Raw genomic sequence first — 25,517 nt, 5'->3', positions numbered from 1 at the left:
CCCCATTGCCGCCGACCCCAATTTATCTTCCATTCGAGTGCCGGGGTCAGGGCACAACGTCTCAGATACCGCGCGCATACATGAGAATGCGTTGGAAGGAAAGCGAAACTGCATCGGATGGCCGTTTCATGCCGGGACTGGCTAATGCTGCCACCGGGTGCAAAAGTTTCAAGCCCGAACAACGTTCAACTTATCAAGTCGCTGTTGGTTCTTCAGGTCCGGGGTTACGGGAACCCGGAACAGCATGTAGCGCTAACATATCCGCAATCGAATGCATTTTGTAAAAATATGAAGGCAGTATAAGCTCTTATCACTAAGCCTGCGGTCGAAATGACGGAAACGCGCCAAGGGGGTTAACTAACTCATTCCCGTCCGCCGACCGAATACCTTGGCGTTTGCAGACAGCGAACAGAAGGGCAATCGAATGGCACAAACAAAGAAGATGCTGGATCCGGACCCCCGGATTTACGACTTCGAAACGGAATATGAACTGGGGCAGGATAACGTCCGGCCGTTTGGCTTGGACATTCACAACCCGGTCTTTCTGATCTCGAGTATCATGATCTTTGCGTTCGTTCTGATCGCATTGGCCAACCAAGAGGCCGCAGCTACGTTTTTCGGCTGGCTCCGGCCTTGGCTGACCAGCACGTTCGATTGGTTTCTGGTCCTTTCGGTAGATGCAATCACCCTGTTTTGCCTCGTTCTGATCATCCTGCCCGTCGGCAGTGTGCGGATCGGCGGCAAGGACGCCAAGCCTGATTATTCCTACGCCGGATGGATCGCGATGATGTTCGCCGCCGGTATTGGTATCGGTCTTTTGTTTTTCGGTGTGATGGAGCCGGTCTACTACAACTTTGCCGAAGACGGGAATGCGCGCCCACTGGGTATCGATATCGCTGTTCCGGGCAATGAGTATATCGGCGTTGTTGGAACCATTCACCATTGGGGGCTGGAAGGCTGGGCGGTTTACGCCGCAGTCGGCCTGAGCCTGGCGATTTTCAGCTACAATCTGAACCTGCCCCTGACTTTGCGTTCGGCCTTCTATCCAATTCTGGGTGAACGGGTCTGGGGCTGGTGGGGCCATATCATCGACACGTTGGCGGTTTTTGCCACGTTGTTCGGATTGACCACATCGCTTGGCCTGGGTGCTCAGCAGGTTGCCGCTGGCCTTTACGAGGTTTTTGGCATCGAACCCAGCCCCACCGTCGTGGTTCTGCTGATCATTGGCATTACGTTGATCGCGCTGGGCTCGGTTTTGCTGGGCATGGATGCGGGCGTCAAACGGCTGAGTGAGATCAATATGATCATGGCCGTGGGGCTGTTCCTTTTCGTCATCGCTGTGACAGGAATAGGCACCGCCATCGCGCGGTATTTTAACGTGATGACTGATTACGTGCTGCACCTGCCCGCGCTGTCGAACCCGTTCGGACGAGAAGACACCAGCTATTTCCACGGTTGGACGACCTTCTACTGGGCATGGTGGATCGCATGGTCACCGTTTGTTGGCATGTTCATTGCCCGCATTTCAAAGGGCCGTACGGTGCGCGAGTTCGTAATCTGTGCGCTGCTGGCGCCAACAGCCGTCTGTGCCCTGTGGATGTCGACCTTCGGTGGCGCGGCCATCGACATGTTGAACGCAGGCGGAGCAGAAGGTGTGCGCGCGACCGTGATCGACAGCTACGCCCCCGAGGGAGCGCTGTTCGGTTTCCTGAAGGAGCTGCCGCTTTACGGCATCGTAGCCCCGATCGCCTTAGTCCTGATCGTGATCTTCTTCGTCACTTCGTCTGATTCCGGATCTTTGGTGATCGACACGATCACCGCAGGCGGCAAGATGGACGCACCCGTGGTTCAGCGCGTGTTCTGGTGCACTTTGGAAGGCTTGGTTGCCATCGCATTGCTGTTGGGAGGCGGTCTTTCCGCATTGCAAGGCGCGGCGGTTTCAACCGGCATCCCCTTTACGCTTGTGGTTCTGATAATGTGCTACTGCCTGTGGCTGGCCTTGAAATCAGAAAAGGCGAAAATGTAGAGCCGAAGATTTTCCATCAACGAGACGCCCGCCGATTGGTGGGCGTCTTCGGTTTTGTGGAGCCTGCGTATGGTGAATTGATCTGCGCGGTGTCTGGACCGGAGTCATACACCCGCCAGCGCGAAGAAAACCGCAAGGGCCGGGCGCTGCGTTTGATGCCGGATGCCGAACACCCGGGGGCAGGATGTAAGCAAAGCAGGGAAGCTGCCAACTTTACGCTGGCCGGGAAACTTGCCCGCTTTGCCGCATGTTCCGGAATATTGCTATTGCGTTGACATTGAATCCTCAGAATAGGACGTTCACGCGAAGAAAACCGCTTTGGACCACCCTTCGGAGGAATGATTGTCAATTGTTGATGTCCTGGCTGCGCGCCTGATCGAAGATGTCAAATCCAATGACCTGTCAGGTAGCTTTCTGATGCTTGGGCGGCAGGATTGGATCGGTGCGCGCCGATCTACGTCCGCCGCATTGTTCAGGGAAACCTTGCAGAAATACCTGCCCGGAGTGGCCGAAGCTGACCTTTGCAACCCGGATGATGGATATTCGGAAACGTTCTTTCGGAAACTTGGGTTCTCGGAAGTGGATTCGCTGGATTTTTCGGATTTCGAAGGTGCGAGCATCGTTCAGGATCTCGCGGGAGATTTGCCTGAAAACCTGGTTGGTCGGTTTGACGTTATCTATGATGGTGGAACATGCGAGCACGTGTTCGACTTGCCGACCGCCTACCGGAACATCGACAAGATGCTGAAGCCCGGCGGTGTGTTCATCGCACATTCGCCATCGAACAACTGGATCAATCACGGCTTCTATCAGATTTGCCCAGAGATCGTGTACGGCTTTTGGGTCAACGCCATGAACTATGAGGCTCTGAAATGTGTGTGGCAGCCATTGAGGCCATATGCCGCCCGTGACGTGGTGAAGATGACGGATCCCAACAAGACAAAGAAACGTCCGCGACCGCTGGGAACTTTTGGTCCGGGATTGCCTGTTCTTCTGGATTATGTGGTTCGAAAACCTGTTGCCGGCACCAAGACAAGTGCAAGTGTGTCGCAAAGTGACTATGCCACGCGCTGGGAAAACACGCAGAGAGCCTAAAACAAAGTGCCGCAACGGGCATTCCCTGACGGCCACGGAATGTTCAGCTGCTCTGGCAAGTTAAGGGGGATGTATCGCTTGCGGTGGGTCCAACGGAAAACGCCCGCCGGTTGGCGGGCGTTGAACCGGAAAACCCGGTTTCAGGTCATTTGCAAAAAGCGCTTAGCGGCGGATGCCCAGCTTTTTGATCAGGTCCTGATAACGTGCTTCTTCTTTGCCTTTCAGATAGTCCAGCAGCTTGCGGCGCTGGGCAACCATCTTCAGCAGACCGCGACGACCGTGGTTGTCTTTCTTGTGGGTCTTGAAGTGCTCGGTCAAAGTGGTGATGCGCGAGGTCAGGATGGCAACCTGTACTTCAGGCGAACCGGTGTCGCCCTCTTTGGTTGCGAATTCTTTCATGACGCGTGCTTTTTCTTCAGCAGTGATCGACATCGGGGTCTCCTTCAAAGGTTAGAGTTGATGGCGCAGGCCGGGATGTCGTCCAGCACAGGCCCATGGAGAAAACCGCACCGATTCCGATGCGGATGGGCGCGTATAAGCGCATTTTCACCAAATGGCAAAGGGAATTTGCGGGCTCAGACCATCTGCCCGTACTGGGCCAGTTGCGCTTCGGTGATCAATTGAATGTCGGCCACCGTCATGCCTTGGGCCCCGTATACCTGCGCCACTTCCTGACCGTTGATCATGACCCGGGTCAGGTTGGCGTTTTCAGCGTCGGGTTCCACCTCGATCTCCGGGTCGGCCTCATCCTCCCAGGTGACAAGCAGCTTGTCCTCACCGGGTTGGAATCCCATGAGGGTCACGTCTTCGTCACCCGGGCTCAGCACGATGTCATCGGCGCCCTGCCCACCGTCAACCACATCCCCGCCGCCTGCCACAATGGTGTCGTCACCGGCGCCGCCATTCAGGAAGTCCTTTTCGGCTGCGCCCTCTTCGATGCCAAAGACAAAGTCATCGCCGTCGCCGCCAAAGACCGTATCTTCACCTGCGCCACCGTTCAGGGAATCGTCTCCGAACCCGCCCTGCAACGCGTCATCATCGGCCCCGCCCGTCAGTGTATCGTCGCCCTGACCGCCATAAAGTTCGTCTTCGCCTTCGCCGCCATCCAGGGTGTCGTCCCCGAAATGGCCGAACAGGGCGTCGTCCCCCTCATTGCCGAACTGAAAGTCGTCATCCGCCTCTCCGTGCAGAGCATCATCACCGTGACCGCCCGAAATCGTGTCCGTACCTTCGCCCCCATGCAGAACGTCATCGCCCTTGCCGCCGTCGATGGTATCATCGCCGCCAAACCCGTTGATCTGGTCGACACCGTCCTGCCCGGTGATCTGGTCGGGGCCATCGCTGCCGGCAATCACGAGGTCTCCTTCGAATTCAGAGATTACGGTGCCAGTGGATTGGGTTTCGATGTCGGGATTCACCGGGTCCTCGACGTTTTCGCCAATCTCAAGAAACTCTCCGGTGTCGGGTTCCGTTTCCGGGTCCTCGTTGGGCCCGTCCTCTGAAACGTCCTCGTCTTCGATCAGCATGTCGCTCATCGCGTATGCGGCACCGCCGATGGCGGCGAGTCCGATCAATCCGGCCAGAAACATGACACCTCTCCGATCGCAGAATGCTCCGAGGGTGAACATCCCATGCAATCGGCAATCGGGTCAAAGCCAAGTTATTGAAATGGTTAATACTTTATCACCATTGCTTGGGCTGTTGGCTGTAGGCGGTATAAAGCGGGTGCTTGGGGTGACCGTCTTTGGTCAAGCCCAGATGGAACAGTGGCTGGCCGGTGTTGCGCAGCAGGGTTTCCACCGCCGGGCCCCGGTCCAGATGCGCACCATGGGTGCCCCAGGCGGCGATGACCTGATCGGCCCACCGAACACCTTCCAGAATGGCGGCGTCATTTTCCGGGCCTACCGGATCGGCAGCAGCGCGCATCTTGCGCGGATCGGTGTCGCGCCAGGCAAAGATGTTGGTCACCTGAAACGCGCCGAACCCCAGCGCCCGGGCACGACGTTCGCAGCGTTCAACCGTCGGGTCGTTCTGCACTTCGGTCGCGGTTGACGGGTTCAACATGACAAACAGCGCCTTGCGCCCTGCCGGGTCCCACACGCGGGTCAGGCTATAGCGGTATTTCTCGCAGTCGGAATAGATGGCGGTCGAGGGCGCATCGCCCTTGGTGTGCGTTCGGGTGATCATGCCTTTCGCCTAACACGTGGTTCAGGCGGCGAACACCCGGCTGGGATGCAATTCGCCCGATTTGTAAACCCCCACGGCCACGGCCTTGCCATCCAGCGAGGCCCATGCCTCGTCGCCGTATTCAACATCCGAGGCCAACACCATGCCCGGGTTGCCATTGCGCAGGCGGGTTGCGCCTTCGGGGGTGCATTTAAGCTCGGGCAGGTCGGACAGGCCGGCTTCCAGCGGGTGCAGATAGTCGTCCAGCGCCGTGGTCTTTGCCATTTCGTCGATCTGTTCGATGCTCAACAAGTCTTCGGCCTCGAACGGTCCGGACCAGATCCGGCGCAGTTCCCGGACGTGGCCGTGGCATCCCAGCGCTTCACCCAGATCGCGGGCGATCGAGCGGACATAACCGCCCTTGCCGCAGGTCATCTCCAACACCACGTGATCCGGGTCGGGGCGGTCGACAAGGATCAGTTCCTCGACCCAAAGAGGCCGGGCTGTCAGTTCCACGTCTTCGCCGTCGCGGGCCAGTTTATAGGCGCGCTGGCCGTCGATTTTCACGGCGGAAAACTTGGGCGGAACCTGCATGATGTCGCCCAGAAACGGGGTCAACGCCCGCTTGATGTCTTCGTCTGACGGGCGGGCATCGCTTTCGGCAATCACTTCGCCCTCGGCATCGTCAGTGTTGGTGGCCTGGCCCAGACGGACAGTGAAGGTGTAGGCTTTCAAAGCATCCGTGATGTAGGGAACGGTTTTGGTCGCCTCACCCAGAGCCACGGCCAGAACGCCGGTCGCTTCGGGGTCAAGCGTGCCCGCATGGCCCGCCTTTTTGGCATCCATCGCCCAGCGCACCTTGTTGACCACGGCGGTCGACGTCATGCCCGCGGGCTTGTCCACCACCAGCCAGCCGGAAATGTCGCGACCCTTGCGTTTGCGTCCCATATAGCACCTTCAATCTTGCTGAGGCGCGCGACCTAGCGGATCGCCATCGTCCTGTCAATTTCAAGGTGCATCTTCGACCACACCCACGATCGGCCCCAGCGAAAACCCGACATCGGACCGATTGTTCGCACGGTCATACATGCGAGAGATATTGCCATCGAAGAACAGCGCATTCGGAGTTTCCAGCACGTCCCGGAACAGACGGCCGAATTCGTGGAATGTGACGTAATCTTCGGAAATCGCGAACACCGCACGGGTGCCATCGGCGCTGGTACCGACCCCGTTGCGCACATAGAGCGAGGTCGAATCGGGCAGGAACCGGGGGTGCAGTTCACCATCGATCACCAGCATCGGGCCGGATTGGCTGGCAAACCGGCAGTCAGGGGACTGGTCGATGAAATCCAGCGTCTCGAACACGTCAGCGCGGCCCTCGCGGATGCAGAATACGCCGTTGGGCAGCAGGCCGAAATTGCCGGGGCCGGGGTTGGAGATCACCCGCATGACCTCTTTGCCGTTCTCGACATAATGGCCGACGGGCGACCGGTCATCGTGGTACATGCCCGCGTTCATGGCAAAGGCCAGACGCTTGCCGCCGGGGGCCAGCGCCTCGTTCACCGACGAGAAATGCCCCAGCAGATCCCCGTTTTCGTCGTTGAGAAACAGGCGCAGGTCTTCGTTTGCCGCGTCGACTTCGCAGACGGTATAGCGCTTGTCGTCATGGGTCAGCTTTTCACAAGTGACCGCAGAGGCTTGCGCGGCCCAGACAACCGCGCCCAATGTGACGAATGCCCGGATCACTCGTCCAGATCGCGGCGCACCGCGTCCTGTTCGAACATGCGGCGGGTGTCGTCCAGACGATCGAACGTGTCATCAAGGCGGAACCGAAGATCGGGCGAGAATTTCAGGCCGACCTTTTTGCCAACCATGCGCCGCAGTTCACTTTTGTTGCGGGCAAGCAGATCGATCACGTCCTCCTGCCCTTTGCCGCCCAGCGGCAGCACATAGGCGGTGGCGATTTTCAGATCAGGCGAGGTGCGCACCTCACCTACGGTGATCGACATGCGGTTCAGGTCGGGGTCGTGGACATCTCCGCGCGCCAGAACCTCGGACAGGGTGCGGCGGATCAGTTCGCCGACGCGCAGCTGTCGTTGGGACGGGCCGGGGCCATCGTGGAATTTGTTCTTTGCCATAATCCCCGATCTAAGCGCAAACCGGGGCTTTGCCAAGCGGGCGCGAACGGGGTAGGAGGCTTTGAGCAGTTTGCAGCAAGGGAATACCGCCATGACCCATATTCCGGGTATCGTCATCACAGGGGCTTCGGGCCGCATGGGGCAGATGCTGATCAAGACCGTAACCGACAGCGATCAGGCGCGACTGGTCGGCGTGGTCGAGCGCACGGGGCATGACTGGGTCGGTCAGGATGTGGGCGAAGCCATGGGTGGCCAGGCGCTGGGCGCCAAAGTTACCGATGACCCGCTGGAAGCCTTCGCGCAGGCACAGGCGGTGATCGACTTTACCGCGCCCGAGGCGACGCTGGACTTTGCCGCTTTGGCCGCGCAGGCGCGTTGCGTGCATGTGATCGGCACAACCGGCATGACGGATGAGCAGATCGCCGCGCTGGAACCGGCCTCGCGCCACGCGGTGATCGTGCGGGCAGGGAACATGAGCCTTGGCGTCAATCTGCTGGTGCAACTGACCAAGAAAGTCGCGGCTGCGCTGGATGAGGATTTTGATATCGAAATCATCGAAGGGCATCACCATCACAAGGTGGACGCACCATCCGGCACCGCGCTGATGTTGGGCGAGGCCGCTGCCAAGGGGCGTGGCGTCAAACTGTCGGATGTGGCCGATCGGGGGCGGGATGGCATCACCGGTGCGCGCAAGCGTGGTGACATTGGCTTCCACGCCATTCGCGGCGGCGACATCGTTGGTGAACATGACGTCCTGTTTGCCGCACCCGGAGAGCGCATCGTCCTGCGCCATCTGGCCAGCGACCGCGCGATTTTTGCCCGTGGTGCGCTGAAGGCGGCGCTGTGGGGGCAGGGCAAGGCGCCCGGTCAGTATGACATGGTGGATGTGCTGGGGTTGTGAGCCATAGACGAAGCGGTCGCCGACGCTAAGCTTTGATTCATGAGGATTCGGCGCTCTGGACTGGCAACCGGCATTTTGCTTGCGGTGTTTTACCTGACACTGTTGCCATTCGTTGCGCATGGCGTTGGAATGATCGGCAAAGGCCTGTCGCAGGACGCCGCCCGGCACAGCTATTTGTTCGCTGATGGTAAGAATGTCGGTAATGCCGCGATGTTGGTGCACATTCTGGCAGGTACTTTTCTGGTTGCACTCGTTCCCCTTCAACTGTTGAAGGGGCTGCGGCTCAGGTACAATCGATTTCACCGCATGATGGGAGCCTGTCTGGTGGCGCTGGCATGGATCACCGGGCTGGCGGGCATGATCTATATTCCCCTGCGCGGAACCATCGGAGGGCCGCTGATGTCTGCCTCCTTTTTGCTGTACGGGCTGTGTCTTTTCACGGCTGCGCTGATGGTGGCGCGCAGGGCTTTGGAAGGGGATCGCGCAGGCCATTGGGCATGGGGATTGCGGCTGTTCTGGCTGGCGTTGGGGTCGTGGCTTTACCGCGTGCATTACACACTTTGGTATCTGCTGACCGGCGGGTGGGGGTCAGAGCCCGATTTCTCGGGCCCTTTTGATCTGGTGCAGAATTTCGCGTTCTTTGTGCCTTATCTGCTGGCCGTGCAGATCTGGATTGCACGCCGGCGCCCGAGGCATCAGGGGGGGCGTTGGTCACAAATCCCTGACTTTGTCCGCCCGCAGCGGGCAGGCCAGATAAACGCCGAACTCTTTGCCGATATCGGCGCTGACCCGCGCGTGGACCCGGCCCTGACGATCCAGAAAACGCTGGTTGTCCTCGACCGGGAAAATCCCCTCGTGCCAGATGCCGGGATGGATATAGAGCCCCTTTGACCCGTCACACCAGAATGCCACCACCTTGTCCGGGGTCAGATTGTCGCCAGGCAGGGCCGCGGGCACGATGAAGGGCTTGTTGTCCAGCGGCCAGAACATCTGCCCGCCATCGGGGTGATAGTTCATATGCCACAGCAACACTTGATCCCGCGGCGCTGTTTGTCGGTCGGTTTGCGCTTGCTGAGGGTCGGCGGACCAACCCAGCACGTAATGGCCTTTGACTGCCTCGTTCTCACCGTAAAGCACGTCACCCTGCCAATCGCATTTGAACGTGCCTTCAACCCAGCCGCCTTCGTCACCCGTGCCGTCGTCAATCGGTCGCCAGCCCTGCTGCGGCCAGCGTACGATCTCGATTTCAAAGGTCTCGGGGTCGTCGACCAAACAGCCGTACCCCCTAACCGTGTTGTCCGTCGCCCGGATCAGGGGAACCTCGTGCCACGGCAGGGATGGCTTGGAACTGGCCTCGAAGATGTACTCGGGTGCGGTCATGATGCCCCCAGGTGCTTGTCGACCATGCGCTGCACCATCGGTGCGAAATGGGCGAAATCCGGTGTCTCCATGTCCGCCCGTTTGCCGGCCTCATCCAGGTACCGGACCTGAATGATCTCTTTCAGGTTCGGATTGGATTCGAAGGCGGCGACTTCTTCGGCGCTCATCGGGCCGCCTTGCAGTTCCAGGGTATGGACCGAGGCGGCAGAGAGGCGGTTGAAATATTCGGGCTTGGTGGCGCAGAGATACCGTTTGGCGGCCACGTGATATCGACAGCAATCTGTGATGACCAAAGGGAAGAACTGCTCCAGCACCTCAGCACCCGCATCCTCATGGTGGCGATCTTCGGTATCATCGGGGTGGTAGGTCCCGAACTCGGATGTGAAATGGCCGATATCATGCAACAAGGCGCCGACGATGATCTCTTCAGGCTGGCCGTTCTGTTCGGCGATGGTGGCGCCTTGCAGCATGTGCTGGGCCATGGTGACGGGTTCGCCAAGATATTCCTCACCGCCGCGGCGTTCGAAGATATCCCCGATGAAGGCGACGATATTGTCCCGGTTCAGGGTCGAGAAATCAGGCTTCATTCCGCTGCCTCCGGCTGCGTCATCTCCATCGCCGCCAGTGTGGACAGCAACCCGTCCTTGTCGGCATAGCATCCCTGCAACCAGCGCGAACCGGCACCGGAATAGCCCAACCGTGCATGCAGGACACGGGTGTTGTCGACGATGAAGCTTTCGCCCGGCTCCAGTTTGAACGACACGCCCATGGCCGGGTCGTCGATGATCTCGCCCAGTTGGCGGTAAGCCGCGTAATAGGCTTCCATCCTGTCGAAAGGCACGTCCACGAATGGCGCTGAGGAACGGTTGTTGAAGCGGATGCCAACCAGTTCGCCATCCGGCGACAATTCGATCATCGGACGGCGAGACCGCAGGCAGACACCGTCTGACCCCTTGTATTCAAACCGCGCCGGGTAGCCTGCCAGCAGCGCAAAACCTTCAGGGTTCTGCGCACGCAGCTTTTCGGCAGCGCGAAAGCCGTCGACTACGATCGAGTCGCCCCCTTCGGTGCTGTTTTCCAGACAATAGAGGATTTGCAGCGTCGGCACAGGGTCGCGATAGGGGTTGTCGGTGTGGGCCTGCAAGCCAAGCCCGGTATAGGCGAGGTTGGTCGGGTTCACTTCCGTCCGAACCTCGAAATAAGGGCCATAATTGGTTTCGCGGACATAGCCGAACAGGTCGGCCACTTTCAAAAGCGATTCTGGTTCGGTTGGACCGCCCGTCAGCTTGGCAAAGCCGTAACTTGCTACAGACGCCAGCCAGTTGCGTTTGGCCGCAGGGCTGGCATGAACCTCGTTCCAGTCGCCACTGGGTGCGGCGATCCCGCCTTCCCAGGTGATGATGCCGGGGCCGGTGCGGCCCAGCGTGTCGTCCCGTTCGCAGTCATAGTTGTGTTCGGCCAGCCATTCGGCCGGGAAGGTAACGGTTTTGTCTTCGGGCTGGAACGTGACCTGAAGGCCGCCCGCGACAACCTCGGCGGAACTGACCGAGATGTCAGCAGGGATATCGCCGATGGTGATCAGCCGCTGGCCGTTGCCCGGGGCGCGGGTTTCCGGGTCCAGCGCGTTGTCGCGCAACCAGACGGCGTGAAAGCGGGCTTGCGTTCCTGTGTCGAACGCGACGGTGACGACCGAAGTGTCATGGGTGGCGGTGCGCAGCATTTGGGGTCTCCTGTTCGGCGCGAGCTTTGGTTGAGCAGATACGCTGTTAATGGCATTACGACAATTAATCCTTATTTCGGCTGAGGCTTGGAAAATCTAATGGCTAAGAAAAAGATCGGGCTACCGCCACTGGACTGGCTGCGCGTGTTCGAGGCCGCGGGGCGCCTTGGTGGGTTCTCGGCAGCAGCCAAGGAGTTCGGGCTGACGCAGGCCGCTGTCAGCCAGCGGATCGGCAACCTCGAAGCCTGGCTGGGCCGATCCTTGTTCGTGCGCGAGGCGCGGGGCGTGTCACTGACGGTCGAAGGCGAAAGCTATCTGCCTTTGGTGCAGGACAGCCTTCGCGCGCTGGAGCGCAATACCGAGGACCTGTTTGGCAAATCCCCGCGTGAGCTGCGCGTGGCCGGCTTGTCGTCGAACATCCACGCACTGGTTCTGCCTGCGCTGACCCGGTTTCACGAGATGCAGCCAGAGGTTCGGGTGATGACCGACTCGGTCGCGCGCCGGTCGTCTTTGGACGAAGAACGAACCTGGCTGCAAATCCGATATGGTCGGGGCATCTGGGCCGGGCGTGATGCCGACCTGATCGCGCCTGAGGTCCTTGCCCCCATGGCGCCGCCGGGTGTCGACTGGGGCGCTCCATTGATTGACCTGCGCGGAGAACGCCCCGGCTGGAGAGAATGGAGCCAGAAAAACGGCCAGCTGGACCTGCCGCAATCAAAAATCAGCTTTGATTCGATGGAACATGCGATTTCGGCTGCGCGGCGCGGCATGGGTGTGGTTTTGGGATCTGTTCCCTTGGCCCTTGCCGACCTGCAAGAGGGGCGGTTGCGGCGGCTGGACTTACCCGAATTGCACACCAAAGACGGGTACTGGCTGACCTGGCCTGAAGACCGGGCGAAGTCCAGAAAACAGCGTGCCCTGATCGAGGATTTCCTGAATGCGCTGCGTGGTTGACCGTTCAGAAATCGATGGCGATGCCCTTCTTTTCCCAGTCACCATAGCGGGCCGGATCCGGTCCGTCTCGGCCACCCAGCTCTTTCGGCAATTCCCGGGCCTCGGCTTTGGCTTTGCGGCGGCGTTCTTCCGCTTCGGCCAGGGCGCGCTGGGCGGCGGGGGGCAAGTCTTTGCGGTCGTCACTCATGACATCGGGTTCCTTTCCTTGCGCAGTCTTGATATACGCCCGCGTCCGCCATTGGCAATGCGGACGCAGGTCACATGAAGGCGGTACCATGTCTAACAGCGCGACAGCAGCACGGCGCAGCGCAATCTATCTTCTGGATCAGGTTCTGGGCGAAGGTCGCCTGCTGGCCGAGTGTCTGGCGGCGGGCGCAGTGGATCGCTTGGAACCCGAGGATCGCGCGCGTGCCCAGCGACTGGCGTTGGAAACACTGCGTGGGCTGGAACGGGCCGACCGTCTGCTGGCCAACCACCTGAACCGAACACCCGCTCTGACGGTCCACAACGCGCTGAGACTGGGTGCGGTCGAACTTTGCAACGGCGAAGCCGCCCATGGCGTCGTCAATTCCATGGTCGAGATCGTCAGCCGTTCGCGCAAGCATGGCCGCCTCAAGGGGTTGGTGAATGCCGTTCTGCGCAAGGTTGCGGTAGAAGGCCCCGAGGCGTGGCCGAAGATGCGCGTTCCGCGTTTGCCGGACTGGTTGCGTGAACCGCTGATCGCAGCGTGGGGCACGGATGCCGTAACCGGAATCGAGCAGGCACATTTCGCGGGTGCGCCACTGGACCTTACCTTGAAACCCGGGGCGGAAGGCCCTTCAGGCGAGATCCTTCCGACCGGGTCGGTGCGGTTGCACGATGCGGGTCAGGTCTCGACCCTGCCGGGGTACAAGGCCGGAGACTGGTGGGTGCAGGATGCGGCAGCCGCATTGCCGGTTCGCATTCTGGCCCCGAAGGCGGGCCAGAAAGTTCTGGATCTGTGTGCGGCGCCGGGTGGGAAAACGATGCAGCTTGCGGCCGCAGGGGCTGATGTCACGGCACTAGACGTGTCGGACTCACGGATGGAACGGGTGCGCGAGAACCTTGCAAGGACCGGCCTTAGGGCGAAGGTCATCGTGGGCGATGCGCTGGAACACGAAGACCGGTACGACGCGATCCTGCTGGACGCGCCGTGCTCGGCCACGGGTACGATTCGCAGACATCCTGACTTGCCGTTTGCCAAGGACGGTTCGGAATTCGGCGGCCTGATCGAGCTCCAGTCGCGCATGTTGTCCCATGCGTGGGGCTTGCTCAAACCCGGTGGGCGTCTGGTCTATTGCACGTGTTCCCTGCTGCCGGACGAGGGGGAAGTTCAGGTGGAAGAGGCGCTGGACATGTATTCGGACATGAGCGTGGATCGCGACGCGCTGAACTTACCCGGTGTCGAAACGGATTGGATCACCGAGGAAGGCGGCTTGCGATTGCGACCGGATTATTGGCCGGATCGGGGTGGTATGGACGGGTTCTATATCGCGTGTCTGACCAAATCCGTCTGAACGCACGCTTTTCGATGACTTGACGATCGGCGCGGTCTATCGTTGGGTCTCAAGCGCCAGCAGAGCGCAAGGGGCAGAGTAACACGCGTCATGTCGAAATCAGACACCATGGCCAGTCGGTGGATGCGGTTTCAGAACCGTTTCTATGCGCGCCTGAGCCAGCGGCAAAAGGCGGTCACAGGGTTTGTTGCGCAACCGGATCCGCGCTCGGTGGGTTCGTTCGCACGTGGCCGGCAACTGGTTGCCGGAAATCTGTTGTTCGCCGGCTATCTGGTCGAGGCCGAAGATACCGGGCTTTGGGACGTCACTGCCCCCAGCGCCGGCTTTGACGAAGAACGTCACGGCTTTGCGTGGCTGGATGATCTGGCCGCGGTCGGAGACATGCGTGCGCGGGAAAAGGCGCAGCGCTGGGTCTGGGGATGGATCGAATCTCATGGCCGCGGGCAAGGGCCCGGCTGGGCGCCTGATCTGACCGGACGTCGGGTGATGCGCTGGATCAACCACGCGCTTTTTCTGCTGCGGGGGGCGGATGAAAAACAAAGCAAACTGTTTTTCCGCTCGCTGGCCCAGCAAACATGGTTTCTGTCCAAACGCTGGCATGCCGCGACCCCGGGTCTGCCCCGGTTCGAGGCGCTGGCCGGACTGGTGCAGGCCGGGCTGGCGCTGGAGGGGCTGGAGCGGATGGCCGACCCGGCCCTGCGCGCCCTGGCCGGAGAATGTGACCGTCAGGTGGATGCGCAGGGCGGAATTCCGACCCGCAACCCGGAAGAATTGCTCGAGGTGTTCACGCTGCTCAGCTGGACTTCGGCGGCGTTGAATGATCTTGGGCGAGGGACGCCTGCCGCCCAGGCCAATGCGATCAAACGGATCGCGCCGACCCTGCGCAGCCTGCGCCATGCGGATGGGGCATTGGCGCGGTTCCATGGTGGCGGGCGCGGCGTCGAGGGGCGACTGGAACAGGCCCTTGCGCAAAGCGGCGTCAAACACAAGGCGGCCACCGAATTGCCGATGGGCTATGCCCGTCTGTCGGCCGCGCGCACCACGGTGATCGTGGATGCCAGCATACCGCCGTCGGGGGCGGCCTCGTACAATGCGCATGCCTCTACTCTGGCGTTCGAGCTGACCTCGGGGCGGCGGCCGCTGATCGTGAATTGCGGGTCGGGGGCCAGTTTCGGTCTGGAATGGCGCCGCGCAGGACGGGCGACGCCGTCGCACTCGACGCTTTGTCTGGATGGGTTCTCAAGCGCCCGGTTGGCCAACCCGGTGCCGGGGCGTGAAGCGCAGGCGCTGGTGGACGCACCACAGGAGGTGCCCGTTGATTTCGAGGATGCGTTCGAGGGCATCCGCTTCATGGCGGGGCATGATGGGTATGCCAAGGTCTTTGGTCTGACCCATGCGCGGACCTTTGAGTTGCGATTTGACGGGCGCGAGCTGACGGTCGAGGATATTCTGCTGACGGCGACCGACAAGGCAAAGCGTCAATTTGACAAGGCGATGGACGCTTCGGGCCTCAAAGGCATTGGCTATGACATCCGGTTTCACCTGCATCCGGATGTCGATGCGGCGCTGGATTTGGGCGGTGCGGCGGTGTCGATGGCGCTCAAAAGCGGTGAAATCTGGGTTTTCCGCCATGACGGCGTTGGAAAATTGTCCGTCGAGCCAAGCGTTTACCTTGAAAAAGGGCGTTTGAAGCCACGCGCGACAAAACAGATCGTTCTATCCGGGCGCGCAATGGAGTATGCGACGCGCACCCGGTGGACTCTGAGCAAGGCACAGGACACAGCCTATGCCGTGCGCGATACGCATCGGGACGAGCCCGAGTTAGACTGACGCCAAAAGGACCTTTGGACCCATGACCGATCTTCACCCCGTGCGCCGCGCGTTGCTTTCCGTATCCGACAAAACCGGGCTGATCGAGCTGGGCAAGGCGCTGGCCGAGCGCGGGGTCGAACTGCTGTCGACCGGCGGCACGGCCAAGGCGCTGCGCGATGCAGGGCTTGTGGTGAAGGATGTCAGCGAGATCACCGGCTTCCCCGAGATGATGGATGGCCGGGTCAAGACCCTGCACCCGATGGTGCATGGCGGGCTGCTGGCCCTGCGCGACAACGATACCCATGTTGCAGCCATGAACGAACACGGCATCAGTGCAATCGATCTGTTGGTTGTGAACCTGTATCCGTTTGAAGCAACCGTGGCCAAAGGCGCAGGTTACGATGAGTGCGTCGAGAATATCGACATCGGCGGTCCGGCGATGATCCGCGCGGCGGCCAAGAACCATGCGTTCGTAAACGTGGTCGTGGACGTTGAAGACTACGAAAAACTGCTGGGCGATATGGATCAGCACGAAGGCGCGACCTGTCCGAAATTCCGCCGCAAGCTGGCGCAGAAAGCCTATGCCCGTACGGCTGCCTATGACACGGCAGTGTCCAACTGGCTGGCCGATGCGCTGGAGCTTGAAGCCCCCAAGCGCCGCGCCTTTGCCGGTGAATTGAAACAAACCTTGCGCTATGGCGAGAACAGCCATCAGCAGGCTGCGTTCTACACCGACGGCACCAATCGGCCCGGTGTAGCGACCGCGATCCAGCATCAGGGCAAGGAACTGAGCTACAACAACATCAATGACACGGATGCGGCCTTTGAATTGGTGGCCGAGTTTGACCCCCAGCAGGGCGCCGCCTGCGCCATCATTAAACATGCCAACCCCTGTGGCGTGGCCAGGGGTGCAACCCTGCTTGAGGCCTACAAGGCTGCCTTCGACTGCGACCGCACCTCTGCCTTCGGCGGTATCGTGGCGTTGAATCAGCCTCTGGACGCCGAGACCGCGCAAGAGATCACCGGGATTTTCACCGAGGTCGTGATCGCTCCGGGCGCATCGGATGAGGCCAAGGCAATCTTTGCCGCCAAGAAAAACCTGCGCCTGCTGACAACCGAAGCGCTGCCGGATGTGACCGCCGGTGGGAAAACCGTGCGTCAGGTGGCCGGTGGGTTGCTGGTGCAGGACAAGGATAACGGCTTTGTCGGCATGGATGATCTGAAAGTTGTGACCAAGAAGGCCCCGACCGACGAACAGATGCGTGACCTTTTGTTTGCCTGGAAAGTGGCAAAGCACGTTAAGTCCAACGCCATCGTCTATGTCAAAGACGGCGCCACCGTAGGCGTCGGCGCGGGCCAGATGAGCCGTGTGGACTCGGCCCTGATTGCCGCCAAGAAAGCCGAACGTATGGCTGACGTGCTGGGCTTGGCCCAACCGCTGACCATCGGCTCGGCCGTTGCGTCGGACGCGTTTTTCCCCTTCCCTGACGGCCTGATGGAAGCGGCCGAGGCAGGCGCAACCTGTGTGATCCAACCAGGTGGGTCCATGCGGGATGACGAAGTCATCGCCGCTGCGGATGAGGCCGGCCTGGCCATGGTCTTTACCGGCATGCGCCATTTCCGTCACTGATGCGGTCACGCCTGCTTCTCTGGGCGGCGCTGGCCGCCTTTGCGATCGACCAGATCAGCAAATACCTGGTCGTTCACGTCATGCGCGTGGCCGATCAGCCCGGCGGCATCGATGTTGTGCCGCCGCTGCTGGTGTTCAAATACGGCGAGAACCGGGGCATCAATTTCGGCCTTTTCCAAGGAAACTCGGAGGCCGCGCGCTGGATTCTGATCGGCGTTTCCGTGGCGATCTGTGTTGGCGTGCTTGTCTGGCTCAGCCGTGCAGCCCATTCAAGGCTGATGCTGTTTTGTGGCGGCCTGCTGATCGGCGGTGCGCTGGCGAATGTGGTGGATCGGGTTCTTTACGGCTTTGTTCTGGATTTCCTGAACATGTCCTGTTGCGGCATCAACAATCCGTTTGTTTTCAACCTCGCAGATGTCTTCATATTTGCAGGAGCCATCGGGCTGGTGCTGTTTGACGGCAAAAAGGCCTCGTGACGCGCGGAATGATATGCGATAAAAGCGCCTGAAACAGGCTGGAGACACCAATGCGGATGCCGCGCGCCCTTTTTGTTTTGACTGTTGCCGCTGCGGTTGCGGCGTGTTCGAATCCCGGCCTGCGGGATCTGGAGGCTCCGGGCCCGGGGCCGGATGAGTTTTCGGTGCTGCCGGTCAAGCCGCTGACCCAACCTCAAGACTATGCCTTCTTGCCTGCACCCACGCCGGGTGGCGCGAATCTGACGGATCCGAACCCAAATGCCGATGCGGTGGCTGCGCTGGGCGGAAATGCTGCTGCGCTGAACCCGAACGCGGCTGTGCCATCCTCGGATGCAGCGCTTGTCACGGCCTCCAGCCGCTATGGTGTTTCCCCCGATGCGCGGCAGGTGGTCGAGGCTGATGACGCCGCGTTCCGCAAACGCCGGGGGCGCTGGACCGGCCTGCGTCTGTTCCCGGTCGACCGCTATGGGCAAGTTTACGAAAAACAATCGATCGATCCGTTCGCGGAAACAGAAGCCGCCCGTCGGGCCGGCATCGAAACTCCTTCTTCGCCGCCGGGTGAATAATTCTTAACTTTCCGTCATCGGGCTTGAACCCGGGCCGCGTCACCGTAGTTAGAATACCAGAAACGAAACGGAGGATGCCCTATGGTTCGGGCCCTGGCCTTGTCGGCTGCCATGATCGCGGCCGCCCCGGTATTTGCCGAGGACGGGAAAGAAGCGGTCACCACATTCACATTGGACAACGGCATGGATGTCGTCGTGGTCGAAGACCACCGTGCCCCGGTCGTGCAGCATATGGTCTGGTACCGGGCCGGATCCGCTGATGAGCCGATCGGATCATCCGGCGTGGCGCATTTCCTGGAACACCTGCTGTTCAAAGGCACCGACACGCTGGCCCCGGGAGAGTTCTCTGCCACCGTCGCTGCCAATGGAGGTAACGACAACGCCTTCACCTCGTATGACTACACCGCCTATTTTCAGCGTGTCGCCGCCGACAGGCTAGAGCTGATGATGCGGATGGAATCCGACCGGATGCGGAACCTTCGGCTGAGCGAAGAGGACATTCTGACCGAACGGGACGTGATTCTCGAGGAACGCAACCAGCGCACCGAAAACAATCCGCGTGCCCTGTTCGGCGAACAGATGAGTGCGGCCCAGTATCTGAACCACCGCTACGGCGTGCCGATCATCGGCTGGATGCACGAGATGGAGGATCTGGACATGGAGGACGCGCTGTCGTTCTACCAGACCCATTATGCGCCCAACAACGCCATTCTGGTGGTCACAGGTGACGTTGACCCCGACGAAGTCCGCGCGCTTGCCGATCAGTATTACGGTGTGATTCCCGCCAACCCGGACCTGCCCGAGCGGGTTCGGTCCCAAGAGCCGCCGCAAACGGCCGAGCGTCGCCTGACCTTCAAGGACCCGCGCGTGGCCCAGCCTTACGTTCAGCGCAGCTATCTGGCCCCGGAACGCGATCCGGGCGAACAGGAAAAAGCGGCGGCTCTGTTTCTGCTGGCCGAGTTGCTGGGCGGCAGCACGACGTCTTACCTGAACGAAAAGTTGCAGTTTGATCAGCGAAAGGCCGTCTATGCCGGTGCGTTCTATCGCGGTGTTTCACTGGATGACACGACCTTTGATCTGATCGTCGTTCCGGCCGAGGGTGTTTCCCTGCAAGAGGCCGAAGACGCCATGGACCAGGCCGTGGCCGACTTCATCGCTGAAGGTGTGAACGAAGAGGATCTTGAGCGCATCAAGATGCAGCTGCGCGCCGCCCAGACCTATGCGCGCGACAACGTGGACGGCATCGGCAACCGCTATGGCCGGGCCCTGACCAGCGGCCTGACGGTCGACGATGTTCAGGCCTGGCCCGAGATCCTTCAGGCCGCGACCGGGGATGAGATCATCGCCGCGGCCCGCGAAGTTCTGCAACCCGAGGCGTCGGTCACCGGCTGGCTGATGCGCGATGACGAGGTGACGCAATGAAACGGTTTGTTGCAACGCTGATTGCCTGCCTGGTCGCCTTGCCAGCTTTGGCCGAGATCCAGATCGAAGAAGTGACCTCGCCCGGCGGCATCAAAGCCTGGCTGGTCGAGGACCATTCCATCCCATTCACCGCGCTGGAGTTGCGGTTCCGTGGTGGTACGTCGCTGGACGACCCTGACAAACGCGGCGCGGTCAACCTGATGAGCGGGCTGATCGAAGAAGGTGCGGGCGACATGGATGCGCGGACCTATGCCCGCGAGCTGGAAGCTCTGGCGGCTTCGTTCCGATACAAGGCCGGCGACGATTCAGTTTCGATTTCCGCGCGTTTTCTGTCCGAAAACCGGGATGAAGTGGTCGATTTGCTGCGCACGACGATCCACGAACCGCGTTTTGATCAGGATGCGGTTGACCGAGTGCGCGCGCAGGTTCTGTCGGGCCTGCGCTCGGACCAGACTGACCCGAACGAAATCGCAGGCCTCACCTTTGCGCAGATGGCCTACGGCGATCACCCCTATGGATCCGAAGGGAAAGGCACCATCGAAAGTGTCTCGGCCCTGACCCGCGATGACGTGGTCGCGGCTTACGAAGGCGTGTTCGCCAAGGATCGTCTGTACGTGGGGGCCGTCGGCGATATCACGGCAGAGGAACTGGGTACCCTGCTTGATACCCTGCTTGGCGACTTGCCGGACACCGGCAAGCCCATCCCGGGCAAGGCCGAGGTGAACATTCCCGGCGGCGTCAGTGTTGTCGAATTCGACACGCCTCAGTCCGTGGCCTTGTTCGGTCAGGCCGGGATTGATCGGGATGACCCGGATTTCTTTGCGGCCTTCGTTCTGAACCACATTCTTGGCGGCGGCGGGTTTGAAAGCCGGCTGATGCAGGAGGTGCGCGAAAAGCGCGGCCTGACCTATGGGGTCGGGACCTATCTGGTGCCCAAGGATCTGGCTTCGGTCTATCTTGGGTCCGTGTCCTCGGCCAATGACCGTATCGCCGAAGCCATCGACGTAATTCGCGATGAATGGGCACGCGCGGCCACCGAGGGTGTGACGCAAGAGGAACTTGACGACGCCAAGACCTATCTGACCGGCGCCTATCCGCTGCGGTTCGATGGCAATGGTCAGATTGCCTCGATCATGGTCGGAATGCAGATGGAAGGCCTGCCGATCGACTATATCGCCACCCGCAATGACAAGGTGAACGCGGTGACATTGGAAGATGTGAACCGCGTTGCTGCCGAACTGCTTGACCCGGACGGTCTGCACTTTGTCGTCGTTGGCAAGCCGGTGGGCCTGGAAACAACGAACTGAACCTTTATGGGGTAAGCTGCGGCTTACCCCTTTTTCATGCTGCGCAGCATGTCTCCCATCATCTGGCCGAACTGGCCCGAGCCGCGCTGATACAACGCCCCGTCCACCGCCAGAACCGTACCGCTGATATAGCTGGCCATGTCCGAGGCCAGAAACAGGCAGGCATTGGCCACGTCTTGCGGGGTGCCCCAGCGGCTCAAAGGTACGTCCCGGCGCAGCTGCTCGCCCGCGTCGGGGGTAGGGGCCAGCCGTTTCGCGCCCTCGGTGCCCTCGATGAAGCCCGGCACCACCGAGTTCACCCGGATGCCTTCCACACCCCATTCCATCGACAGGGTACGGGTGATCTGATCGACGCCCGCCTTGGCGGCACAGACATGGGCCTGGCCCTCGTAGGGCAGATAGGATTGCGGGGCCGAGATGTTGATGATGTTGCCGCCGGGCCGTTTCAGATAGGGATAGGCGCCTTTCAGAACATGCACGGTGCCCATCAGGTCGATCTCGACCACGGTGCGGAAGGCGTTGGCCGACATCTCCGCCATCAGCGCCGGGAAGTTGCCCGCCGCCCCCGAAACCAGCACGTCGAAATCGCCGAGCGCCGCGTGGAACTGTTTCAGCCCCGCCGCGACCGCTTCGGCATCGCGCACGTCAAAGGCCGCGCCGATGGCCTCGGCCGCGCCTGCCGCCTTCAGCGCAGCGACGGTGTCATCCACCTTCTCCTGCGAGCGGCTGGCCACGGCCAGTTTCGCACCCGAGGCCGCGAAGGCCTCGGCGATGCCGCGATTGATGCCACTGGTGCCACCGATGACGATGACGGTTTTTCCCGAAAAATCCATGTAGGCCTCCCTTGGCGGGAGCCCTACTCGCCGTAGGGCACCCAGATGTTTTTCACTTCGGTCGAAGCCTGAAGGAAGCGGCGGGAATGGTCCATGCCCCAATCGAGTGCCGTGGCGTTATTCACCCAGGTCCGTTTCAGGTTCCCGGCAGAAACGACCTCGACCTCCTTCGACAGGTCCGTCGATGAGAACGACCAGACCGCATCCACGTTCAGATGCGAGGCAAGTGGTTTCGCCAGTTCAGCGTGGCTGCCGGTCAGGATGTTGACCACGCCTGCGGGTACGTCCGAGGTGCCCAGCACCTGGTAGAAATCGGTGGCCGCCAGCGGATAGGGCTCGGACGCCACCAGGACCACCCGGTTGCCCATCGCGATCGCCGGCGCCATGGCCGAGACCAGACCCAGCAGCGGTGCCTCGTCCGCACAGAGCGCGCCGATCACGCCCACCGGTTCCTTCATCGCAATCGCCACGCCCCGGATCGGAACGCCATGCACCTGGCCGTCATACTTGTCGGCCCAGGCGGCGGCGGTGAACAGGCGCTGGATTGCGGCGTCGACCTCTTTCGCGCCGTCCTTGCGGCCGGTCATCGCGTCGATGCGATGCGCGAACTCGTTGGAACGGGCCGAGAGGTTCTCGCCGATATAGTACAGGATCTGCGCCCGCAGATGGCCGGTGGTCTTGGACCAGCCCTTGGCCCCCGCCGCAGCCTCGACCGCGTTGCGCACATCCTTGCGGTTGGCCTGACCTACAAGGCCCAGCAGCCCCGCCTTGCCCCAGACCGCGCGGGAATAGCCGCCATCGGGCCGCGCCTGCTTGCCACCGACATACAGTTTGGCGGTGCGGTCGATCGGGTCGACCGGGCCGCCTTCGCCCACGACGGGTTCGATCTTGGCCAGCGGCTTGGCCTTGCCCTTGGGCTTGGTATAGGCGCTCAGCCCTTCCCAGCCGCCTTCGCGGCCAAAACCGCTTTCGCGCAGGCCGCCAAAGCCCGCGGCCGCGTCGAACAGGTTGGTGGCATTGACCCAGACCACTCCCGCGACCAGCTTGGGCGCGATGTCCAGCGCAAGGTTGACGTTTTCGGTCCAGACCGTGGCCGCCAGCCCATAGCGGGTGTTGTTGGCCAGTTCGACGGCCTCGGCCGGGGTGCGGAAGGTCGACGAGACCAGAACCGGGCCGAATATCTCCTCCTGCATCAACGGGTCCGAGGTTTCGAGCCCGGTGATCAGCGTCGGGGGGTAGTAGCAGCCATTTGCGGGCAATTCGCAGGCAGCCTGATGCACATGACCCACCGTATTGCTGTCGACCATGGAAGTGATCGTCTGCAACTGAACCGGATCCACCACGGCACCCACGTCGATGCATTTGTCCAGCGGGTTGCCGATGCGCAGCGTGTCCATGCGGGCGCGCAGCTTGGCATAGAACCGTTCGGCGATGCCTTCCTGCACCAACAGGCGCGAGCCCGCGCAGCAGACCTGGCCCTGGTTGAACCAGATCGCATCGACCAGACCTTCAATGGCTGAATCGATGTCGGCGTCATCAAAGACGATATAGGGCGACTTGCCGCCCAGCTCGAGCGTCAGGGCCTTGCCAGACCCGGCGGTGGCCTCGCGGATGCGGCGGCCCACTACGGTCGAGCCGGTAAAGGCGATCTTGTCCACGTCTGCGGCCACGATCATCTCGCCCACCGCACCGTCGCCGGTGACGATGTTGACCACGCCCTTGGGCAGGCCGGCCTGCATGCAGATATCGGCAAACAGCAGCGCCGTCAGCGAGGTGTATTCGGCGGGCTTCAGAACCACTGTGTTGCCCATGGCCAGCGCCGGGGCCACCTTCCACGCCAGCATCAGCAGCGGGAAGTTCCACGGGATGATCTGGCCGCAGACCCCCAGCGCCTGTGCGTCGGGCAGCTCGGTTTCCATCAGCTGGGCCATGCCCGCGTGATAGTAGAAATGCCGCTGCACCAGCGGAATGTCGATGTCGCGCGATTCCCGGATCGGCTTGCCGTTGTCCAGCGTCTCGAGCACCGCGAACAGGCGGGCGTGTTTCTGGATCAGCCGCGCGATGGCATAGAGGTATCGGGCGCGGGCGGGGCCGCCCAGCTTTTCCCATTTGGGCTGGGCCTTGCGGGCGGCGGCAACGGCGGCGTCCACATCGGCCCGTGTGGCCTGGGTCAGCTTGGCCAGAACCTCGCCCGTGGCCGGGTTGCGGCTTTCAAACCCTTTGCCGGGCTTGGTGAAGGCGCCGTCGATGAAATGGCCGAACTTGTCGCCCTGATCGACCAGCCATGCCAAGGCCTCGGCGGCGCTTTCCGGGGCGGGTCCGTATTCCATGGTCTCGAAAATCTCTTTGACTGTCATTGTTCCTGTCCTCAGCCCATCGGGTGCCGGTAGCCGGCCGAGTATGCCCCGGTGACGAAATGTTCCAACTGCCGCTCGATATCGCCCAGCAGGGACGAAGCGCCAAAGCGGAACAGGTCGGGTTGCAGCCAGCGGTCGCCCAGCTCGTCCTTGATCAGCGACAGGTAGACCAGCGCGTCCTTGGCCTTGGAAATCCCGCCCGCGGGCTTGTAGCCCACGCGATGGTCGGTGTGGTCATAATAGTCGCGGATGGCGCGGATCATCACCAGCGACACGGGCAGGGTGGCGTTGACGCTTTCCTTGCCGGTCGAGGTCTTGATGAAATCGGCCCCCGCCATCATGCAGACCAGCGAGGCACGCGCCACGTTGCGCAGGCTGCCCAGCTCACCCGTGGCCAGGATGGCCTTTACATGCGCCTCGCCGCAGGCTGCGCGGAACGCCTTCATCTCGTCATACAGCGCCTGCCAGTCGCCTTTCAGCACATGGCGCCGCGAGATCACGATGTCGATCTCCTCGGCTCCGGCCTTCACGCTTTCCTCGATCTCGGCCACGCGCAGGTGAAAGGGCGACAGGCCCGCCGGAAAGCCGGTGGAGACGGCCGCGACCGGAATGCCGGTGCCTGTCAGCGCATCCACCGCCGTTTCGATCATGTCGTGATAGACACAGACCGCGCCGGTGGTGATCGGCGGCATGTCCAGCGTTTTCAGCAGGTCAGGCGACACCGGCTGCCGTGCCTTGGCGCACAGGCGGCGTACGCGGCCCTCGGTGTCATCGCCCGACAGGGTGGTCAGGTCGATCATGGTGATCGCCTTCAGCAGCCAGGCGGCCTGATGTTCCTTTTTCACCGACCGGCGCCCGGGCAGGGTCGCAGCCCGGCGCTCGATGGCCGAGGTGTTGGCCTGCACGGCGCGTACCCAGTCCAGGTCCAGATCCATGCCGGGATTCCGGGTTTCGGTCACTTGCGGCAGATGCGCGGTGCGCACGGGGCTTTCTGAGCTCTGCGTATCCATTGTCACGTCCTTTGGGAGGTTTGCGACAAAATCGCACGGGAGACCGGGGAATGGAAGATGCAGGCGGGCAATGTTTGGACAATTTTTGACCAAATGGACAAAATGTAACCGCTTTCTTGCGAATAATTCGCATTAGCGTTGACTTACTTGCGAATGGTTCTCATATTCAGTTCGAACGAGAAGCAAAAA

The 25,517-nt window shown here is 61.2% G+C and carries 25 protein-coding genes and 1 pseudogene; 13 read left to right on the top strand and 13 right to left on the bottom strand.

Annotated features, from left to right (window positions below; genetic code table 11):
- The first annotated feature begins 424 nt into the window (after window positions 1–424).
- The 3 genes from GOW60_RS15165 (at window position 425) to GOW60_RS15155 (ending at window position 3,121) form a co-directional block, all read left to right on the top strand.
- Window positions 425–2,026, top strand: coding sequence for a BCCT family transporter (locus tag GOW60_RS15165; protein WP_152459384.1), 1,602 nt, complete (start codon window positions 425–427; stop codon window positions 2,024–2,026).
- Window positions 1,990–2,301, top strand: coding sequence for a hypothetical protein (locus tag GOW60_RS15160; RefSeq protein WP_171229924.1), 312 nt, complete (start codon window positions 1,990–1,992; stop codon window positions 2,299–2,301). The genes GOW60_RS15165 and GOW60_RS15160 overlap by 37 nt, the downstream gene beginning before the upstream one ends.
- A gap of 67 nt (window positions 2,302–2,368) precedes the next feature.
- Window positions 2,369–3,121, top strand: coding sequence for a class I SAM-dependent methyltransferase (locus GOW60_RS15155; protein WP_171229923.1), 753 nt, complete (start codon window positions 2,369–2,371; stop codon window positions 3,119–3,121).
- A 162-nt stretch (window positions 3,122–3,283) separates the two neighbouring features.
- On the opposite strand, the gene rpsO is transcribed toward GOW60_RS15155, so the two are convergent.
- From rpsO to rbfA, 6 genes are all read right to left on the bottom strand, one after another.
- Window positions 3,284–3,553, bottom strand: coding sequence for a 30S ribosomal protein S15 (gene rpsO / locus GOW60_RS15150; protein ID WP_152459381.1), 270 nt, complete (start codon window positions 3,551–3,553; stop codon window positions 3,284–3,286).
- A gap of 143 nt (window positions 3,554–3,696) precedes the next feature.
- Window positions 3,697–4,710, bottom strand: coding sequence for a calcium-binding protein (locus GOW60_RS15145; RefSeq protein WP_171229922.1), 1,014 nt, complete (start codon window positions 4,708–4,710; stop codon window positions 3,697–3,699).
- Between the two features lie 94 nt (window positions 4,711–4,804).
- A complete protein-coding gene (locus tag GOW60_RS15140) occupies window positions 4,805–5,308 on the bottom strand; it encodes a DUF1643 domain-containing protein (RefSeq protein WP_171229921.1) in 504 nt (167 codons plus the stop codon).
- 21 nt (window positions 5,309–5,329) lie between these two features.
- Window positions 5,330–6,235: a tRNA pseudouridine(55) synthase TruB gene (truB, locus tag GOW60_RS15135; protein ID WP_171229920.1), complete on the bottom strand. Its 906-nt coding sequence runs from the start codon at window positions 6,233–6,235 to the stop codon at window positions 5,330–5,332.
- Between the two features lie 60 nt (window positions 6,236–6,295).
- Entirely contained in the window at window positions 6,296–7,033 is a 738-nt protein-coding gene (locus GOW60_RS15130) for a phosphodiester glycosidase family protein (protein WP_171229919.1), read from the bottom strand.
- Entirely contained in the window at window positions 7,030–7,425 is a 396-nt protein-coding gene (rbfA, locus tag GOW60_RS15125; protein WP_152459376.1) for a 30S ribosome-binding factor RbfA, read from the bottom strand. Before rbfA ends, GOW60_RS15130 begins: the two co-directional genes overlap by 4 nt.
- A 91-nt stretch (window positions 7,426–7,516) precedes the next feature.
- On the opposite strand from rbfA, the gene dapB reads away from it, so the two are divergent.
- Both dapB and GOW60_RS21170 read left to right on the top strand, forming a co-directional pair.
- Window positions 7,517–8,326, top strand: a complete 810-nt coding sequence (gene dapB, locus GOW60_RS15120) for a 4-hydroxy-tetrahydrodipicolinate reductase (protein ID WP_171229918.1) — start codon at window positions 7,517–7,519, stop codon at window positions 8,324–8,326.
- 39 nt (window positions 8,327–8,365) lie between these two features.
- A pseudogene (locus GOW60_RS21170) lies at window positions 8,366–8,950 on the top strand (DUF2306 domain-containing protein); the annotation flags it as partial.
- A gap of 87 nt (window positions 8,951–9,037) precedes the next feature.
- Here GOW60_RS21170 and GOW60_RS15115 read toward each other — a convergent pair.
- Genes GOW60_RS15115 through GOW60_RS15105 form a run of 3 tightly spaced genes read right to left on the bottom strand, consistent with a single transcriptional unit; the run spans window position 9,038 to window position 11,426 of the window.
- Window positions 9,038–9,706 (bottom strand): ureidoglycolate lyase, encoded by a 669-nt coding sequence (locus GOW60_RS15115; protein WP_171229917.1) that lies wholly within the window; start codon window positions 9,704–9,706, stop codon window positions 9,038–9,040.
- Complete coding sequence (locus GOW60_RS15110) at window positions 9,703–10,293, bottom strand: HD domain-containing protein (protein WP_171229916.1); 591 nt, start codon at window positions 10,291–10,293, stop codon at window positions 9,703–9,705. Before GOW60_RS15110 ends, GOW60_RS15115 begins: the two co-directional genes overlap by 4 nt.
- Window positions 10,290–11,426, bottom strand: a complete 1,137-nt coding sequence (locus tag GOW60_RS15105) for a TauD/TfdA family dioxygenase (RefSeq protein WP_171229915.1) — start codon at window positions 11,424–11,426, stop codon at window positions 10,290–10,292. The genes GOW60_RS15110 and GOW60_RS15105 overlap by 4 nt, the downstream gene beginning before the upstream one ends.
- A gap of 99 nt (window positions 11,427–11,525) precedes the next feature.
- Here GOW60_RS15105 and GOW60_RS15100 point away from each other — a divergent pair, with 99 nt between their 5' ends.
- Window positions 11,526–12,380: a LysR family transcriptional regulator gene (locus GOW60_RS15100; protein WP_171229914.1), complete on the top strand. Its 855-nt coding sequence runs from the start codon at window positions 11,526–11,528 to the stop codon at window positions 12,378–12,380.
- A 4-nt stretch (window positions 12,381–12,384) separates the two neighbouring features.
- Here the strand turns inward: GOW60_RS15100 and GOW60_RS15095 are convergent, their stop codons facing one another.
- Window positions 12,385–12,567: a DUF1674 domain-containing protein gene (locus tag GOW60_RS15095; RefSeq protein WP_152459369.1), complete on the bottom strand. Its 183-nt coding sequence runs from the start codon at window positions 12,565–12,567 to the stop codon at window positions 12,385–12,387.
- 88 nt (window positions 12,568–12,655) lie between these two features.
- Here GOW60_RS15095 and GOW60_RS15090 point away from each other — a divergent pair, with 88 nt between their 5' ends.
- The 7 genes from GOW60_RS15090 (at window position 12,656) to GOW60_RS15060 (ending at window position 21,128) form a co-directional block, all read left to right on the top strand.
- Complete coding sequence (locus GOW60_RS15090) at window positions 12,656–13,915, top strand: RsmB/NOP family class I SAM-dependent RNA methyltransferase (protein WP_171229913.1); 1,260 nt, start codon at window positions 12,656–12,658, stop codon at window positions 13,913–13,915.
- 90 nt (window positions 13,916–14,005) lie between these two features.
- Window positions 14,006–15,745: a heparinase II/III family protein gene (locus tag GOW60_RS15085; RefSeq protein WP_152459367.1), complete on the top strand. Its 1,740-nt coding sequence runs from the start codon at window positions 14,006–14,008 to the stop codon at window positions 15,743–15,745.
- A 22-nt stretch (window positions 15,746–15,767) separates the two neighbouring features.
- Window positions 15,768–17,357, top strand: a complete 1,590-nt coding sequence (gene purH / locus GOW60_RS15080) for a bifunctional phosphoribosylaminoimidazolecarboxamide formyltransferase/IMP cyclohydrolase (protein ID WP_171229912.1) — start codon at window positions 15,768–15,770, stop codon at window positions 17,355–17,357.
- Window positions 17,357–17,833 carry a signal peptidase II gene (gene lspA / locus GOW60_RS15075; RefSeq protein WP_170346676.1) on the top strand — a complete coding sequence of 159 codons (477 nt, stop codon included), beginning with the start codon at window positions 17,357–17,359 and terminating at the stop codon, window positions 17,831–17,833. Before purH ends, lspA begins: the two co-directional genes overlap by 1 nt.
- A 50-nt stretch (window positions 17,834–17,883) precedes the next feature.
- The gene (locus tag GOW60_RS15070; protein ID WP_152459364.1) at window positions 17,884–18,399 is read left to right on the top strand and encodes a DUF3035 domain-containing protein; all 516 of its coding nucleotides are present in this window, start codon (window positions 17,884–17,886) and stop codon (window positions 18,397–18,399) included.
- 81 nt (window positions 18,400–18,480) lie between these two features.
- Complete coding sequence (locus GOW60_RS15065) at window positions 18,481–19,821, top strand: pitrilysin family protein (protein WP_171229911.1); 1,341 nt, start codon at window positions 18,481–18,483, stop codon at window positions 19,819–19,821.
- A complete protein-coding gene (locus GOW60_RS15060; protein ID WP_171229910.1) occupies window positions 19,818–21,128 on the top strand; it encodes a pitrilysin family protein in 1,311 nt (436 codons plus the stop codon). Before GOW60_RS15065 ends, GOW60_RS15060 begins: the two co-directional genes overlap by 4 nt.
- Before the next feature lie 23 nt (window positions 21,129–21,151).
- On the opposite strand, the gene GOW60_RS15055 is transcribed toward GOW60_RS15060, so the two are convergent.
- Genes GOW60_RS15055 through deoC form a run of 3 tightly spaced genes read right to left on the bottom strand, consistent with a single transcriptional unit; the run spans window position 21,152 to window position 25,328 of the window.
- Window positions 21,152–21,961: an SDR family oxidoreductase gene (locus GOW60_RS15055; protein ID WP_171229909.1), complete on the bottom strand. Its 810-nt coding sequence runs from the start codon at window positions 21,959–21,961 to the stop codon at window positions 21,152–21,154.
- Between the two features lie 23 nt (window positions 21,962–21,984).
- A complete protein-coding gene (locus GOW60_RS15050) occupies window positions 21,985–24,318 on the bottom strand; it encodes an aldehyde dehydrogenase family protein (protein ID WP_171229908.1) in 2,334 nt (777 codons plus the stop codon).
- Window positions 24,319–24,329: 11 nt separating this feature from the next.
- A complete protein-coding gene (deoC, locus tag GOW60_RS15045) occupies window positions 24,330–25,328 on the bottom strand; it encodes a deoxyribose-phosphate aldolase (RefSeq protein WP_171229907.1) in 999 nt (332 codons plus the stop codon).
- Window positions 25,329–25,517 lie beyond the last annotated feature (189 nt).

This window comes from Ruegeria sp. HKCCA4008 (assembly GCF_013033125.1).
Classification (GTDB): Bacteria; Pseudomonadota; Alphaproteobacteria; order Rhodobacterales; family Rhodobacteraceae; genus Ruegeria.
This window is presented reverse-complemented; position numbering and strand designations above follow the sequence as displayed.